This window comes from Arthrobacter sp. T572 (assembly GCF_056780115.1).
In genome coordinates this window covers 4,099,478-4,112,571 of sequence record NZ_JBRAZQ010000002.1, presented here as the reverse complement: position 1 = coordinate 4,112,571, position 13,094 = coordinate 4,099,478, and the positions used below count along the sequence as shown (strand labels likewise).

Genomic DNA, 13,094 nt, shown 5'->3' with positions numbered 1-13,094 from the left:
CATGGAGTTTCCGGAAGCAAGCGTCACCCGGACGGTGGAATGGGTGGACACCGACGCCTCGGGCCACCAGCACAACTCGGCCGTCCTGCGCTGGGTGGAAGCCGCCGAAGCCGAGCTCTTCCGGAAACTCCAACTGCCGGATTACTTCCCCCACGCGCCGCGCGTCCAGCAGGTAGTCAACTACAAGTCAAAGCTGTGGTTCGGCCAGCGCGTCACCGCGACGGTCAGGGTCCACCAGCTCGGGCGGACGTCGCTCACGTTGGGGTTCGAGGTGGTGGGTCACCCGCTCGAAACCTCCGCGGACAAGAACTACGACGGCGGTACCGACGACGGCGGCACACCGGCAGGCAGCGTAGTGGCCGCTTTCGGGACGGTCACCACGGTCCACGTTCCCAACGGAACCACCGCATCACAGCCTTGGCCGGAACATCTGGTCAGGGCTGTGCAGGGCCCGGTTTCATCCCCGCGAGATGGCACTTAATGACAGTCCGGGAGCCCGGGATTGTCATTAAGTGCCATCTCGGCGGGTGAGTGGGCGTGGGACGTCGCCCCGCGACCCCCCCAAGGTGCGGGTGCCGCCGTCGTGATCATCCAGGACCCGGCTTGCCGGCAACTTATGATGAACATGATTGGCGCCTGGACTCCGGCGCGGAAATGAGGAAGTTTCTATGTTCGCCGTCCCGGCACCGCCCGTTCGTCACCAGCAGCTCCTGGTGACGATCTTCGGCCTCTACGGGCGGAATGCGGGTGACGCCCTGCCGGTCTCGGCACTGATCTCCATGCTGGGGACGCTCGGCTACGACGCCCCCGGAGTGCGGTCCTCGGTGTCCCGGCTCAAAGCAAAAGGTGTGCTGAAGAGCGTCCGTGAAGGCGGCATTGCCAAGTACAAGATCGCTGAGTCGATCAGTGACGTGTTCCGCGAAGGTGACCGGCGGATCTTCGCGCCAGAGCAACCCGCGCCGGTGGACACCTGGGTGCTGGCAGTCTTCTCTGTCCCGGAATCGATGCGGAACAGGCGTCACCAGTTGCGCTCGGCGTTGTCCGGACTTGGCTTCGGCTCCGTGGCTTCCGGGGTGTGGATCGCCCCCGCCCACAAGCTTGAGCAGGCTCGGGAACGACTCACGGCCAGCGGACTGATCGAATTCGTGGATTTATTCCGCAGCGACTACGTCTTTGACGGGCCCATGCGTCCCAAGATCTCCGAATGGTGGGACCTCAAGGAACTCGATGGCCAGTTCACCGCATTCCTTGAGCTGTACCGCGGAGCCGGGCAGTTGTGGGCCGACCGCGTGGGCGGCGACCCGGATTCTGCCTTGGCGCGCTCCACGGAAGAACTGCGGCGGGACGCTTTCCGGTACTACATCCCCATGCTCACCATGTGGCGCCGGTTCCCTTACCGCGACCCCAACCTTCCTTCGGACTACCTTCCGCCGGACTGGCACGGCCCTGAAGTGCGCAGGACTTTCCAGGCCGTGCACCGCCTCGCCGCTCCGCTTGCTGCGGAGTACGCGCACGAAATCATCGCCGGAGCAATGGATCCGGCAGTGGTTTAGTTTTCGGCCGGGGCGACGGCGATGAGTCCAAAGACTTCCCCTTGCAGGCCCTGCACGATCGCCATGCGGCCGAACGGGCTGTCACTGACGGGCATGAGGAGCTTTGCCCCGAGGTGTTCGGCCAGCGCCGCCGTGGCAGCGACGTCGTCGCTGGCGAACCAGGTCAGCCAGTAGTCCGGTGTTTCCCCGGGGAGCGCGCCGTCCAGCTGGATGCCGGCCACTTCGCGCCCGTCCTTTGGGCGCAGGCACGTGGAGTACACCATGTCATGTCCGTCGATGTCGTGGTAGCTGAAGCCGAAGACGTCAGCGTAAAACGAGCGGGCCGCGGAGTAATCGCGGGTGTGGAGCTCATTCCAGCACAGGGAACCGTGCTCATTGACGCGTTCCGCCCCGATATGGTTGCCGGCCTGCCAGATGCCGAAGACCGCGCCGCCGGAGTCGGCCGCGACAGCCATGCGGCCGGCATCCATGACATCGAAGGGCGGTACCAGAAGCCGGCCACCTGCTGCCTTGACCTGCGCTGCGGTGGCCCCGGCGTCGTCGGAGGACAGGAAGGTGGTCCACGACGGCGGCAGCGCGGCATCATCCTTGGGCCCCAAACCGGCCACCGCATGCCCGTCGAGGTGCGCCAGCAGGTAGCCCCCGGCGTCGTCGTCGGAGGTGTAGCCCCAGCCGAAGAGTCTGGAATAGAAGTCCCTGGCCGACTCAACGTCATCGATGGACAGATCGACCCACATGGGTGTGCCGGGGGGCCATGTGGAGATTTTGGTGGTCATTCGTGACTCCTCAGGGTAGGAATTCCGGGCGTTACCGCCTCCCCGGGCGCCCTATGCGCCGGACCCCGGGGAAGCAGCCACCCATCCTGTGTGCTTCAGCCCTGATTCGTGTCACGAACCGGGGATTTAGTTCCCCAAATCCTCCAGGACCGCCATGGCGGCGTTGTGGCCTCCCAGTCCACTGACCCCGCCACCCCGGCGTGCCCCCGCCCCGCACAGGAACACCCGCGGGTGGCCGGTACCGACACCCCAGCGCTCGGCCGGCGTTTTCCGGGGTTCGTCGTCTTCAAGGAACGGCCACTGGAGCTTGGCGTGGAAGATGTTGCCGCCGGTCATATTCAGGGCGTGCTCAAGGTCCAGCGTGGTTTTCGCTTCGATGCACGGATTGCCGTCGGCGTCAGTGAGCAGGAGGTCCTCCACCGGTTCGGCCAGGACGGAGTTGAGCGAGGAGAGCACGGCGGCCTGGAGCTCGGCCCGCATCTGCTCGTTGTTCTCCTCGGTGACCAGCCGGCCCGGTGTATGCAGGCCGAAAATGGTGAGGGTCTGTGCGCCTGACGCGGCAAGTTCCTTGGACAGGATGCTCGGGTCGGTCAGTGAATGGCAATAGATCTCGCAGGGCAGCGGTGAAGGAATCCGGCCTTCTGAGGCGGACCGGTAGGCCGCCTCCAACTGGCCATGGCCCTCGTTGATGTGGAAGGTGCCGCCGAAAGCTGCTTCGGGTGACACAGACGTATCCCGCAATCCGGGAAGCCGGCGCAGGAGCAGGTTCACCTTGATTTGCGCACCCTCGGGGCGTTCGCCCTGGATGCCCGAAGCGTCGCCCAGGAGACGGCCGAGCACCCACGGCGACACGTTGGCCAGCACGCGCTCGCCGTGGAACTCCTGAACGACCCCGCCACGCTGGAACCGGACCGTACCGCCGTCGGAAATGTCCGTGACCTCGGCGCCGGCCAAGAGGACGGCCCCGGCTTCCCGGGCCACGCGCTCCAACTCCCTGGACACCGAGCCCATGCCGCCCAGCGGAATGTCCCAGTCTCCCGTTTCATTCCCTATCACGTGATAGAGGAAGCAGCGGTTGGCGTCCAGGGAGGGATCGTCGAGGGAAGTGAACGTGCCGATCAGGCCATCGGTTGCCACGAGGCCACGCACCAGGTCGTGCGATAGGCGATTCGTGACAACGGTGCCCAACGGATTTTCGATGAAGTCAGCCCACAGCTGGTCATCGCCGAGCAGTTCGCGTGCTTCCGAGCGGCTGGGCAGCGGCCGGCATACCGTGGGAAACAAAGCGCGGGCCAGTTTCTCGGTGTCGGCGTAGAAGCCTTGGAGGGCATCGAAGTCCTCGCCGGCGCCCACCCGGGCGAAGGAACTGCGGCTTGCCTGAGCGTCGTCGCCGTCAATTAACAGTCCCGTCTCCACGTTGAGCGGGTTGGGCGTGTAGGAGGAATACCTGCGCCTTGCGAGCTTGATGTCCAGCCCCAGCTCACGGATGATCTGCTCCGGCAGCAGGCTGACCAGGTAGGAGTAGCGGGACAGGCGGGCGTCCACACCCTTGAAGGCCCCGGCCGAAACCGCGGCGCCACCGAAGTGGTTGTCGCGTTCAAGCACAGCCACGCTTTTCCCGGCCTTGGCCAGATAGGCAGCTGCCGTGAGTCCGTTATGTCCGCCGCCCACAATGACAGCGTCGAAGTGTGTGTTATCCATGCCGAGAGACTAGCCATGGCGTGGCGCTGCTTACCGGAATTGCTCCGTGACGTAAGCAACCCTTGGTCTCGCGGCACCCGCCCGGCGGGCAAGCGTAAGGTGCCTGCCCGCCGTCGTGGTTGCTCAGATGGTTCTGGTCGCCTTGGCGAGGTTCTCGCGCAGTTCGACGGCGTTCTGCCGCACCACGTAGGCGGGCCGGTCGCGTTCGACCCGCCAGCTCTCCTCAAGCGGCCCGATGTTGACGGTGTCGAAACCGAACTCGTCGTAGAGCCGGGTGACCAGTTCCACGGCCTCCGGGAAGTCGCTTGCAGTAGCCAGTGCCCGGCGGTTCGCGGTGCCGGCGGGGCTTCCGTCGGTGGTGATGTCCGCGGCGCCGATGTGGTTGAAGCCCTTGGCTACCTTGGAGGTGGGGAGGTGCTTTTGGAGCAGCCCGGACGTGGTGGCCTCACCCTTGTCGAGCTCGGGGATGCGGCCGTCGCGCTCCCAGTAGTAGTTATTGGTGTCGATGACGATTTTGCCTTCGAGGGGCTCCACCGGGATGTCCCGGTAGGCCTTGAGGGGTACGGTCACGACGGCGAAATCGCCTGCCGCTGCTGCTTCGGCCGCCGTCGTGGCCCGGGCGCGGGGCCCGAGTTCGGCAACGCGTGCCGCGAGGGTTTCCGGTCCGCGTGAATTGCTGATGACGACGTCGTATCCAAGTTCCACGGCCTTGCGTGCGACCTGGCTGCCAATGTGTCCTGCACCGATGATTCCGATTGTTGTCATATCTACGGCAACAGGAAGTTGCAGACGCGTATTTCCAGCGTTACGCAGTATGTCGGCCCGCCTTGGGTCCCGGACGTCAACCGGGAGTTATATACTAAGTAATCTTACTAAGCAGACGATCATCACGTACGAGGAGGTTGGGAATGGCTGGTCACTTGGAGTTGGTTGATGCTCCCGATGGGGGCTACCGCGTGCTGATGGTAGACGGCGAGGACTCGCTGATGGGGTTGTCCAGGCGCTATTCATCAAAGGACGAGGCGGTCCGTGCTGTGGAATCGCTTCGGGAAGTCGCGGGGACGGGGCTGCTGCGGCAAGGTTCGGCGGAGCGGTATGCGTTGCTGGAGTCCGAAGAGTTCATGATGGACCGGGCGCTGGCCGGGGCCGCGCCCTTGCGCGCCGAGGTCGGGTAGCCATGGCCGGGTCTGCGCAAGGAGGCAAGCGGGGCGTTCTCTTCGATGTTGACGGGACGCTCATCGATTCAAGCTACTTTCACGCGTTTGCGTGGTGGCAGGCGTTTCGGCGGGAGGGCCTGGACGTCCAGCTCTCCAACATCCACCGCTCGGTGGGCATGGGCGGTGACAGGCTGATCCAGCATCTGGTTCCTGACTGTACTGAGGAGATGCAGGAGGAACTCAAGAACGCCCATGGTGCAGTTTTCTCCACTTTTTGGCCGTCCTTGAGGCCGTTCGACTCGTCGCGGGACCTGCTGGCAGCCTGCTCTGATGCGGGTCTGGCGGTGGGGTTGGCGTCATCGGCCCAGGAGCGCGACCTGGACGTCAGCCGGAGGCTTCTGGATGCCGGGACGTCCATCGATGCATGGACGAGTTCGGCTGACGCCAAGGAGAGCAAGCCGGCTCCCGACATCCTGGTGGCGTGCCTGGAGAAACTTGGAGTGGATGCGCCCAATGTGGTGTTCGTCGGTGACGCGGTCTGGGATGTGAAGGCGGCTGCGGCGATCGACGTTCCCGCCATCGCGCTGACCTGCGGCGGAATCAGCGAGGCTGAACTGCGCGACGCAGGTGCCGCGGAAGTCTACGACAATCCGCGGCACCTGCTGGAGAACCTTGAGGGCAGTGCGATCGGACGCCTGGCCTCGGAAATTCCGCGACCTTAGCGGCTGACTTCCTTGTTGCGGCCGCGCCCGCGAACCGCCCAGATGATCAGCGCGATGACGATGATTGCGGCAATTGCCGCAAGGATCCACGGGGTGACGTCAGTGCGCGTCTGTTCCTGGGGTTCCGACTCGCCCGTGCCCGGGTTGGCCGGTCCGCTGCTGGCCGGGTTGGGAGTCTCGGAGGTACCCGCTGAGGGGCCGGGGTTGGTTGGCGTGGCCGTTGACGGCCCGGAGGGATTGCTGGGGCCCTGGGATGGCGTGGGACTGGTTGCGGCAACATGTGCTTGAACAGTTGAGGGCGTGGCGGCAGTGGCGGCCGCGCCCGTGGACAGCAACGCTCCGCCGAAGAGTGTCAGGGCTGCGGTGGTCAGGGCTAATCTGCGAAGCATCGTTTCTCCTGGGGGTAGGCGTGTTCGTGCATCCTCATGGTAGTAAGCATACTGACTAAATCGGTAAAAGTGTGGGTGACGCGTGCACTCGCACCCGGCACCCACTGGTGGGGCTAGCGGGTGAGCTTGGCGGAATCCGGTTCCAGGTCGCCGATATGGCCCGGCGCGTTGGCGGCCAGGACGCGCTGGACGAAAGCGCTGTACTCCTCCATGTAGTGGCGCAGCAACCCGGCGGTCCCTTCGTCCTTAACGGTGCCGTCGTCGTCGTACGCGTCCGCGACAAAGCGGATGTACGCCTCCGGCGCGTTCAGCTGCGGCGCGTCCAGGAAGCTCAGGACGCTGCGCATGGAGGACTGCATCACCGCAGTGCCGATGCCGCCCGGCGAGGCGCCAATGATTCCGGTGGGTTTTCGGGCGAACGAATTGGTGCCCCACGGCCTGGATCCCCAGTCGATGGCGTTCTTGAGGGCGCCCGGGATGGAGCGGTTGTATTCAGGCGAGACGAACAGGATGCCGTCCGACGCGGCGATCGCATCCTTCAGCGCCTTGCCCGCAGGCGGGAAGTCGGCGTCGTAGTCGGAGCTGTACAGGGGGAGATCCTTGATTTCGATCTCATGGAATTCGAGTTCGGGCGGCGCCACGCTGATGAGCGCCTTGGAGAGGGTCCGGTTGATGGAGGTGCTTGAGAGGCTACCCACGAAATAACCGATCTTGAATGTATCCATGGCGGCATTCCTTCCCGACGGCACGGCCGTGACCGGCGCGTCGACGTGCGGAGGCTGGTTGCCCCCAGCTCACGTTCGACCCTAGTTGAGAAGCGGGTCCGGCGCAGCCCCCCAAGTCTGCGCCGGCTGAGCAGTGCGTCCTGGTCCACGAGTTCGCCCCGGGAGGTGTGGATGAATGTGGCGCCGTTCCTCAGTTTCGCCACCAGCCCGGCATGGATGAGGTTCTCCGTGGAAGGTAACGACGGCGCGTGGAGGCTCACGACGTCGGAGCTCGCCACGAGCTCGTCCAGGCTGACGCGTTCGACGCCGAGTGCGTCCGCCGCGGCATCGTCCAGATAGGGGTCGGAGACAACGGTGTCGAGGTAGTAGGGAGCCAGGAGCCGGATCACGTGGCGGCCGATCTTCGAGGCGCCGATGATCTGACTGCCCCGGGGATGACACTATTGCTCTCTCAAGAAAGTTTTAGTGTATTGACACTAATGCTTTCGCGGGAAAGCATTAGTGGGTGGAGCGAATCAAAGGACTCTCAACGGGAGAAGTCGCGGAACGTCTTGGAATAACCCAGGTGTCGGTGCGCCAGCTCGTTGAATCCGGACAGCTCACTGTCATCGGGCGCGTGGGCCGGTCCATCCTTCTCGACACGGCCTCCGTCGAACGACTGTCCGCAATCGGCACGCGCCGAGGCCGGGCGTGGACTGCCAAGACAGCTTGGGCAGCGCTGGCGCTCTTGTCCGGGCAGAACCCCACGTGGATCTCATCATCGGAGAAGTCCCGACTGAAAAGCAGACTGCGGCGACTCGATGCGGCCGCTGTCTGCACCCTCGCCAGGCACAAGGACCATGTTCTCCGGTATAGAGCTACACAGGAGGCTCTGGATCGGCTCAGCCATCACCTGATCGCCAGCGGGGCCGCCGCCATGCAGGACGAATCCACTGCCGAAACGTTCGGCATGGCCGGCGGAAGCGGCATCGCCGAAGGTTATGTCATGGCCGGAGACGCCAAGGCGCTGGCTGATTCATTGGGTCTTGTTGAGGACCCGTCCGGCAACGCCATCATCCATGAGGTCGAGCTGGTAGAGCCGTTCGCCGAGGGCAGGGTACCTGTCGCCGCCGTGGCCGTGGACCTGATGGGGTCGCTGGCCACCCGGGAACGCACCGCCGGCAAGCGCGTCATCGAGGAGCTGCTTCATGCCTGAGCCTGCCGCGGCCACGGCCAATGGCCGGGAAATTTGGGACGTCTCCATACTGCCAGGAGGTGGGGGCTCGCCATGGCCGCAGTGTCTGGAGCTGGCCAGGACGCTGCCCTCCACCCAGTGGACGCTCGTGGGCGGCCTCATGGTCCAGCTGCACTCCGCGGCCGCCGGCCTGCCCGTCTCCCGACCAACCGCCGACGTGGACATCGTGCTTCATATCGAGACCGGAGCGGCCACGACGTCGTCGGTGTCAGCAGCGCTCAGCGGGCTGGGCTACACCCTGCAGAGGTCCATCGACCACGACGCTCCTGCGCACCGGTTCGTCTGCGGCAAGCAGCAGATCGACGTCATGATCGCTGATCACTTGCCGGAGGCTAAAGTTCCCACCCTCGGTGGCCGCAAGCCCTTCCAAGTCTCCGGCGGCACGCAGGCTCTGAAGCGGACCGTCAATTGCCGACTTGTCGGCGGCGACGGCGAGTCTGTCCTCATCAGCATCCCCAACGCGCTTGGTGCCCTGGTCTTGAAAGGTGCGGCCTACCGGGAGGACTCCCGCGATCGGGACCGGCACCTCGACGACGCCGTGGTCTTGTGCGCCACGATCAAGACGCCACTGACCACTGCCAAAGCGATGGGCGGCAGCGATAGGTCCCGCATCCTCACGCTCCAAAGCGTGCTTGAGAATCCGGACCACCGCTCCTGGCAACTCCTTGACGAAGCTGATCGGACACCCGCGATGGACGCTCTACGCATCCTGGCCAGCAACCCGCTGCAGCTCCCGCGGGTGAACACGCTCAAAGAGGGGTAGCAGGGGGCGTAGCGCGCAATTGCTGGATTGTTGAACTGAATTGAACTCCTTGCCGATCCCAAGACGTATAGGCTCAAATCCATGAGCTCAGTCCCGGAGGGTGGAGAACCCATGGAACCGTTCCGTGTGGTCATCGGCTTCAGCGATCAGAAACTCTCCGCTACGTGGCCCTTTATCGAGCTCCTGGCAACGCAGGAACGACTGGAGTTCCGTGCCCGCATGGGGTTTGCCCGGCTTTTGGGACCATGGGGCGTCGAACGGTCCCAGGTCACCGAGATCTTCAGGGCTCCGGGTTTGCTGACCCGCGACTGCATTGCCGTCCGGGGCAAGCATTACATGGACTGGACTATTTACGCGTTCAGCCTGGAGCCCATTCTTCTGAGGCTCGAGGAACTCGGCTATCCCGTGGACTGGGTTCATCGGAGACCGTGAATATGGACACCAGGGGAGGGGGCCCGATGAAGCCGAACCGCCGGCTCGGCACAATACTGGGCGCACTCGGAGTCGCGGCACTCTCACTCAATTTCTTTATTAGTCTCAACCATGCCTTTAGGTATCCGGACGGGCTCAAGGTACTTGAATGGCCTTGGTCATCGTGACGATTCCTGCAGTGGCTTGGTTGGCTTGGACGTTCCACAAGGCAAGAACCTTCAAAGAGAGGCAGCAAGCGAGCCAGCCAAGCGGCTGACCCAAAGCTACCGCAACTCGCCCACCCCGGTACGGGCCAGCCGGTGGTAGTCGGCGTGCTCAAGCAGGGACGCTGCTTCCTCGTCTGCGATCACTCCGGTGGTCAGCCCGAGCACGGCATCAGGCTTACCTTCGAGGTGCTCAACAACGAGCGAGGCCGCGATTTCTCCTGCTTCTTCCTGGGCGCGGACAATGGTGACTTCTGCCATAGGATTTCTCCCAATTCCGCCGGCCTGCAGCAGTTGCCGGCGATTCAGTGAAATGGACATGGAAGGTCTCCTCGTTGAGTATCCCGTTGGGGGTCCAGGTTGTGGTAGCTTCCGAGACGTTCCGGATACGTTCAGGGCACCTGCGATCAATGTTCCAGCCGCCGAAGTGCGAATTCCAGAATTCGAACATTTTCAAACCTCCCCATCCCTACCGGCGCCCTGCGCACCGCCATAGACTCATGCCATCCACGTTCTGGACGGTTCTGGAGAGGGGTGGCGTTGAGGGCAGGCATAGCGCGGGAGCGGATCGACGGTGAACGCCGCGTTGCCGCGACACCGGAAACCGTCAAGCAACTCGTCGGCCTTGGCCTCGAGGTCCATATCGAGTCCAGTGCGGGACTTGCCTCCGGCCATGGCGACGCTGACTACCAGAAGGCGGGTGCCGCCGTCGTGCCTTCCTTGAACCTGTCCGAAGTGGACGTCTACTGCCACGTGCGTCCCATGGACCCGACGACGGCCGGAGCCCTCCGCCGGGGCGCGGTCACCGTGGGGTTGGGGTCGCCGTCGTCCGAGTTGCCTACTGTCCACGCGCTCGCCGCAGGCGGCATCACGTCCTTCGCCCTGGAACTGGTTCCGCGCATCTCCAGGGCGCAGTCCATGGATGCCCTGACGTCGCAGGCGCTGGTGGCCGGATACCGCTGCGTGCTCGAAGCTGCCATGCGACTGCCCCGGTTCTTCCCGCTCTACATGACGGCCGCCGGAACCATTCCTCCGGCACGCGTCCTGGTGCTGGGTGCGGGAGTGGCGGGTTTGCAGGCGATCGGCACTGCGAAACGGCTCGGTGCACGGGTGTCCGCCAACGACATCCGCCCGGCGTCCGCCGATGAGGTTGCGTCCATGGGCGGCACGTTCATCAAGCTGGATCTCGAGACGGCCGAAGCGTCCGGCGGGTACGCCCGCGAGCTCAGCGCCGACCGCGGCACCCTGCAGCGCGCCCTGCTCGCTCCCCACGTGGCGCAGGCTGACGTACTGATCACCACCGCGGCCGTCCCCGGAAGGCGGGCGCCGCTCCTGGTAACCCGCGAGATGGTCCAGGCCATGAAGCCCGGTTCCGTGGTGGTGGACCTGGCGGCGGAATCGGGCGGCAACGTTGAAGGCGTCGTTCCCGGGCAGGATCTCCACGTTCCTGCCGCCGACGGCCAGGGCACCGTCACGCTGGTTGGCCTCAAGGACCCGGCGTCCGCGATGCCCGCCGACGCGTCCCGGCTTTATGCCAAGAACGTCGCCAACCTCATCGCCCTGATGACGCAGGACGGCGTGGTGTCCCCCGACTTTTCGGATGAGGTGGTGGCGGGCACCTGCTTAACCCACGACGGCGTCATCCGCCACGCGCCCACGGCGGAGGCTGTAGCGGGACTCGCCGGGGAGACGTTGGGCAAGCCAGGTGAAGGAGTGAACTGATGGATGGTTTGAGCCTGCTCACGATCACCGTGCTGGCGGTATTCGTGGGTTTTGAAGTGGTTTCCAAGGTATCCAGCACGCTGCACACCCCGCTGATGTCCGGCGCCAACGCCATCCACGGCATCATTCTGGTGGGTGCCATCATCGTAGCCGGGCAGGCCGCGAAGCCGCTTGTCCTGGTGGTTGCACTCCTGGCAGTTGTCCTTGCCACGGCCAACCTCGTCGGTGGCTTCGTGGTGACCGACCGCATGCTGGAGATGTTCCGCGGACGGCAGCGGCCGCCGTCGAACGTTGAACGCGGCGAGCCTGCCGCAAAAGCCGCTGAGGAGCGTGGCCGGTGACGCTCCTGGACCCTCATTGGACCGCGCTTCTCTACTTGGCGGCCGCGGTGTGCTTCATCCTGGCGCTGAAGGGTCTGAGTTCGCCGAAGACGGCCAGGCGAGGCAATGTGATCGGGGCCTTCGGCGCTCTACTGGCGGTGGTCACCGTCTTCGTTTCCGTGCGGTTGGACAACGTGCCATGGATCCTGGGGGCGATCGCGGTCGGGTCCGGCGTGGCGGCACCTGTGGCCCGGCGCGTGCAGATGACGCAAATGCCGCAACTGGTGGCGCTGTTCAACGGCGTTGGTGGTGGGGCTGCTGCGCTGGTCGCCCTGCTGGAGTTGGCGCACGCCGGCGACGAGTGGGTGCGGGTGGCAATTGTCTTCACCCTCCTGGTGGGCGCGGTGTCTTTCTCGGGTTCGGCGGTGACATTCGCCAAGCTGCAGGGCCTCATGACCACGCGACCGGTCACCTTCCCCGGCTTGCCCGCGCTGATGGCCGGGGTACTGGTGGCCGCCGTGGCGGCGTCGGTGGTGGTGGTCCTGAACGGCTCACTTCCGCTGGCCCTTGTTCTGCTGGTGCTGGGTCTGGTGGCCGGTGTCCTGTTGGTTCTTCCCGTGGGTGGGGCCGATGTGCCGATCGTCATCTCCCTGCTCAACGCGTTCACCGGCCTGGCGGTGGCGGCGTCCGGCCTGGTGCTGGGCAACGTGCTCCTGGTGGTGGCGGGCACGCTGGTTGGTGCTTCCGGAACAATCCTCACCCGGGCCATGGCCGCGGCCATGGGACGCAGCGTCGCCGGGATCCTTTTTGGCGCCTTCAAGGGAGGTTCGACGGCGGGGTCCACCGCTGTCAGCGAACGGCCGGTCCGCTCGTCCAGCGCAGAAGACGTGGCGGTTCTCCTTGGCTACGCACAACGGGTGATCATCGTTCCCGGCTACGGACTGGCTGTGGCACAGGGCCAGCACACGGCCGCAGAACTTGCCCAGGCACTGGAATCGAGGGGTATCGAGGTGGACTTCGCCATCCATCCCGTGGCAGGACGCATGCCCGGCCACATGAATGTGCTGCTGGCCGAGGCCAATGTGCCCTACGAGTCGCTGAAGGAAATGGGCGACATCAACTCCGAGTTCAAGACCGCCGATGTTGCCCTGGTGGTGGGCGCGAACGATGTGGTGAACCCGGCAGCAAAGACCACGTCCGGCTCACCGATCTACGGCATGCCCATTCTGGAAGTCGCTGACGCCCGGCAGGTGGTGTTCCTGAAACGCTCCATGCGGCCGGGCTTCGCGGGGATCGAAAATGAGCTCCTGTACGAACCACAGACCACCCTGTTGTTCGGGGATGCCAAGGAATCGTTGACCAAGGTTCTGGGCGCGGTGAAGGGGTTGTAGTCTGCT

At 64.7% G+C, this 13,094-nt stretch carries 16 protein-coding genes and 1 pseudogene; 10 read left to right on the top strand and 7 right to left on the bottom strand.

Going from position 1 to position 13,094, the window contains the following annotated elements; genetic code table 11:
• Position 1: 1 nt before the first annotated feature.
• Together ACUYMZ_RS20260 and ACUYMZ_RS20255 are read left to right on the top strand one after the other, a co-directional pair.
• Positions 2-481 (top strand): acyl-CoA thioesterase, encoded by a 480-nt coding sequence (locus tag ACUYMZ_RS20260; protein ID WP_481605639.1) that lies wholly within the window; start codon positions 2-4, stop codon positions 479-481.
• Positions 482-668: 187 nt separating this feature from the next.
• Positions 669-1,553: a PaaX family transcriptional regulator gene (locus tag ACUYMZ_RS20255; RefSeq protein ID WP_481605637.1), complete on the top strand. Its 885-nt coding sequence runs from the start codon at positions 669-671 to the stop codon at positions 1,551-1,553.
• Here ACUYMZ_RS20255 and ACUYMZ_RS20250 read toward each other — a convergent pair.
• The 3 genes from ACUYMZ_RS20250 to ACUYMZ_RS20240 all read right to left on the bottom strand — a co-directional run bounded on the left by ACUYMZ_RS20250 (position 1,550) and on the right by ACUYMZ_RS20240 (position 4,795).
• On the bottom strand, positions 1,550-2,329 hold the full coding sequence (locus ACUYMZ_RS20250) for a VOC family protein (RefSeq protein WP_481605635.1): 780 nt from the start codon (positions 2,327-2,329) through the stop codon (positions 1,550-1,552). The two genes, ACUYMZ_RS20255 and ACUYMZ_RS20250, sit on opposite strands and share 4 nt — an antisense overlap.
• Positions 2,330-2,455: 126 nt before the next feature.
• Positions 2,456-4,030 carry a phytoene desaturase family protein gene (locus ACUYMZ_RS20245; protein WP_481605633.1) on the bottom strand — a complete coding sequence of 525 codons (1,575 nt, stop codon included), beginning with the start codon at positions 4,028-4,030 and terminating at the stop codon, positions 2,456-2,458.
• Positions 4,031-4,153: 123 nt separating this feature from the next.
• Complete coding sequence (locus ACUYMZ_RS20240) at positions 4,154-4,795, bottom strand: NADPH-dependent F420 reductase (protein ID WP_481605632.1); 642 nt, start codon at positions 4,793-4,795, stop codon at positions 4,154-4,156.
• Between the two features lie 143 nt (positions 4,796-4,938).
• Here ACUYMZ_RS20240 and ACUYMZ_RS20235 point away from each other — a divergent pair, with 143 nt between their 5' ends.
• Together ACUYMZ_RS20235 and ACUYMZ_RS20230 are read left to right on the top strand one after the other, a co-directional pair.
• Positions 4,939-5,205, top strand: coding sequence for a hypothetical protein (locus tag ACUYMZ_RS20235; RefSeq protein ID WP_481605630.1), 267 nt, complete (start codon positions 4,939-4,941; stop codon positions 5,203-5,205).
• A 2-nt stretch (positions 5,206-5,207) separates the two neighbouring features.
• Complete coding sequence (locus ACUYMZ_RS20230) at positions 5,208-5,909, top strand: HAD family hydrolase (RefSeq protein WP_481605629.1); 702 nt, start codon at positions 5,208-5,210, stop codon at positions 5,907-5,909.
• Here ACUYMZ_RS20230 and ACUYMZ_RS20225 read toward each other — a convergent pair.
• The 3 genes and pseudogenes from ACUYMZ_RS20225 to ACUYMZ_RS20215 form a co-directional block, all read right to left on the bottom strand.
• The gene (locus ACUYMZ_RS20225) at positions 5,906-6,298 is read right to left on the bottom strand and encodes a superantigen-like protein SSL4 (protein WP_426004812.1); all 393 of its coding nucleotides are present in this window, start codon (positions 6,296-6,298) and stop codon (positions 5,906-5,908) included. The genes ACUYMZ_RS20230 and ACUYMZ_RS20225 overlap by 4 nt on opposite strands.
• A 113-nt stretch (positions 6,299-6,411) precedes the next feature.
• Positions 6,412-7,023 (bottom strand): NADPH-dependent FMN reductase, encoded by a 612-nt coding sequence (locus ACUYMZ_RS20220; protein WP_426004811.1) that lies wholly within the window; start codon positions 7,021-7,023, stop codon positions 6,412-6,414.
• Positions 7,024-7,160: 137 nt separating this feature from the next.
• Positions 7,161-7,439 (bottom strand): annotated as a pseudogene (locus tag ACUYMZ_RS20215) (NAD(P)-dependent oxidoreductase); the annotation flags it as partial.
• Between the two features lie 89 nt (positions 7,440-7,528).
• On the opposite strand from ACUYMZ_RS20215, the gene ACUYMZ_RS20210 reads away from it, so the two are divergent.
• The 3 genes from ACUYMZ_RS20210 (at position 7,529) to ACUYMZ_RS20200 (ending at position 9,452) form a co-directional block, all read left to right on the top strand.
• A complete protein-coding gene (locus ACUYMZ_RS20210; RefSeq protein WP_481605626.1) occupies positions 7,529-8,218 on the top strand; it encodes a helix-turn-helix domain-containing protein in 690 nt (229 codons plus the stop codon).
• Positions 8,211-9,020, top strand: a complete 810-nt coding sequence (locus tag ACUYMZ_RS20205; protein ID WP_481605624.1) for a hypothetical protein — start codon at positions 8,211-8,213, stop codon at positions 9,018-9,020. Before ACUYMZ_RS20210 ends, ACUYMZ_RS20205 begins: the two co-directional genes overlap by 8 nt.
• Positions 9,021-9,101: 81 nt before the next feature.
• Entirely contained in the window at positions 9,102-9,452 is a 351-nt protein-coding gene (locus ACUYMZ_RS20200; RefSeq protein ID WP_481605622.1) for a hypothetical protein, read from the top strand.
• Between the two features lie 263 nt (positions 9,453-9,715).
• Here ACUYMZ_RS20200 and ACUYMZ_RS20195 read toward each other — a convergent pair whose 3' ends face one another.
• The gene (locus ACUYMZ_RS20195; protein ID WP_481605620.1) at positions 9,716-9,916 is read right to left on the bottom strand and encodes a hypothetical protein; all 201 of its coding nucleotides are present in this window, start codon (positions 9,914-9,916) and stop codon (positions 9,716-9,718) included.
• A gap of 279 nt (positions 9,917-10,195) precedes the next feature.
• On the opposite strand from ACUYMZ_RS20195, the gene ACUYMZ_RS20190 reads away from it, so the two are divergent.
• Genes ACUYMZ_RS20190 through ACUYMZ_RS20180 form a run of 3 tightly spaced genes read left to right on the top strand, consistent with a single transcriptional unit; the run spans position 10,196 to position 13,088 of the window.
• On the top strand, positions 10,196-11,377 hold the full coding sequence (locus ACUYMZ_RS20190) for a Re/Si-specific NAD(P)(+) transhydrogenase subunit alpha (protein WP_481605948.1): 1,182 nt from the start codon (positions 10,196-10,198) through the stop codon (positions 11,375-11,377).
• The gene (locus ACUYMZ_RS20185; RefSeq protein WP_481605618.1) at positions 11,377-11,718 is read left to right on the top strand and encodes an NAD(P) transhydrogenase subunit alpha part 2; all 342 of its coding nucleotides are present in this window, start codon (positions 11,377-11,379) and stop codon (positions 11,716-11,718) included. The genes ACUYMZ_RS20190 and ACUYMZ_RS20185 overlap by 1 nt, the downstream gene beginning before the upstream one ends.
• The gene (locus tag ACUYMZ_RS20180) at positions 11,715-13,088 is read left to right on the top strand and encodes an NAD(P)(+) transhydrogenase (Re/Si-specific) subunit beta (protein WP_481605616.1); all 1,374 of its coding nucleotides are present in this window, start codon (positions 11,715-11,717) and stop codon (positions 13,086-13,088) included. The genes ACUYMZ_RS20185 and ACUYMZ_RS20180 overlap by 4 nt, the downstream gene beginning before the upstream one ends.
• Positions 13,089-13,094 lie beyond the last annotated feature (6 nt).

Excerpts from the sequence above, each read along its gene's own strand:
- ACUYMZ_RS20235 (WP_481605630.1), top strand. The coding sequence starts at position 4,939 with ATGGCTGGTCACTTGGAGTTGGTTGATGCTCCCGATGGGGGCTACCGC.
- ACUYMZ_RS20255 (WP_481605637.1), top strand. The coding sequence starts at position 669 with ATGTTCGCCGTCCCGGCACCGCCCGTTCGTCACCAGCAGCTCCTGGTG.
- ACUYMZ_RS20220 (WP_426004811.1), bottom strand. The coding sequence starts at position 7,023 with ATGGATACATTCAAGATCGGTTATTTCGTGGGTAGCCTCTCAAGCACC.
- ACUYMZ_RS20250 (WP_481605635.1), bottom strand. The coding sequence starts at position 2,329 with ATGACCACCAAAATCTCCACATGGCCCCCCGGCACACCCATGTGGGTC.
- ACUYMZ_RS20225 (WP_426004812.1), bottom strand. The coding sequence starts at position 6,298 with ATGCTTCGCAGATTAGCCCTGACCACCGCAGCCCTGACACTCTTCGGC.
- ACUYMZ_RS20205 (WP_481605624.1), top strand. The coding sequence starts at position 8,211 with ATGCCTGAGCCTGCCGCGGCCACGGCCAATGGCCGGGAAATTTGGGAC.
- ACUYMZ_RS20245 (WP_481605633.1), bottom strand. The coding sequence starts at position 4,030 with ATGGATAACACACACTTCGACGCTGTCATTGTGGGCGGCGGACATAAC.
- ACUYMZ_RS20260 (WP_481605639.1), top strand. The coding sequence starts at position 2 with ATGGAGTTTCCGGAAGCAAGCGTCACCCGGACGGTGGAATGGGTGGAC.
- ACUYMZ_RS20195 (WP_481605620.1), bottom strand. The coding sequence starts at position 9,916 with ATGGCAGAAGTCACCATTGTCCGCGCCCAGGAAGAAGCAGGAGAAATC.
- ACUYMZ_RS20230 (WP_481605629.1), top strand. The coding sequence starts at position 5,208 with ATGGCCGGGTCTGCGCAAGGAGGCAAGCGGGGCGTTCTCTTCGATGTT.
- ACUYMZ_RS20185 (WP_481605618.1), top strand. The coding sequence starts at position 11,377 with ATGGATGGTTTGAGCCTGCTCACGATCACCGTGCTGGCGGTATTCGTG.
- ACUYMZ_RS20240 (WP_481605632.1), bottom strand. The coding sequence starts at position 4,795 with ATGACAACAATCGGAATCATCGGTGCAGGACACATTGGCAGCCAGGTC.
- ACUYMZ_RS20200 (WP_481605622.1), top strand. The coding sequence starts at position 9,102 with ATGAGCTCAGTCCCGGAGGGTGGAGAACCCATGGAACCGTTCCGTGTG.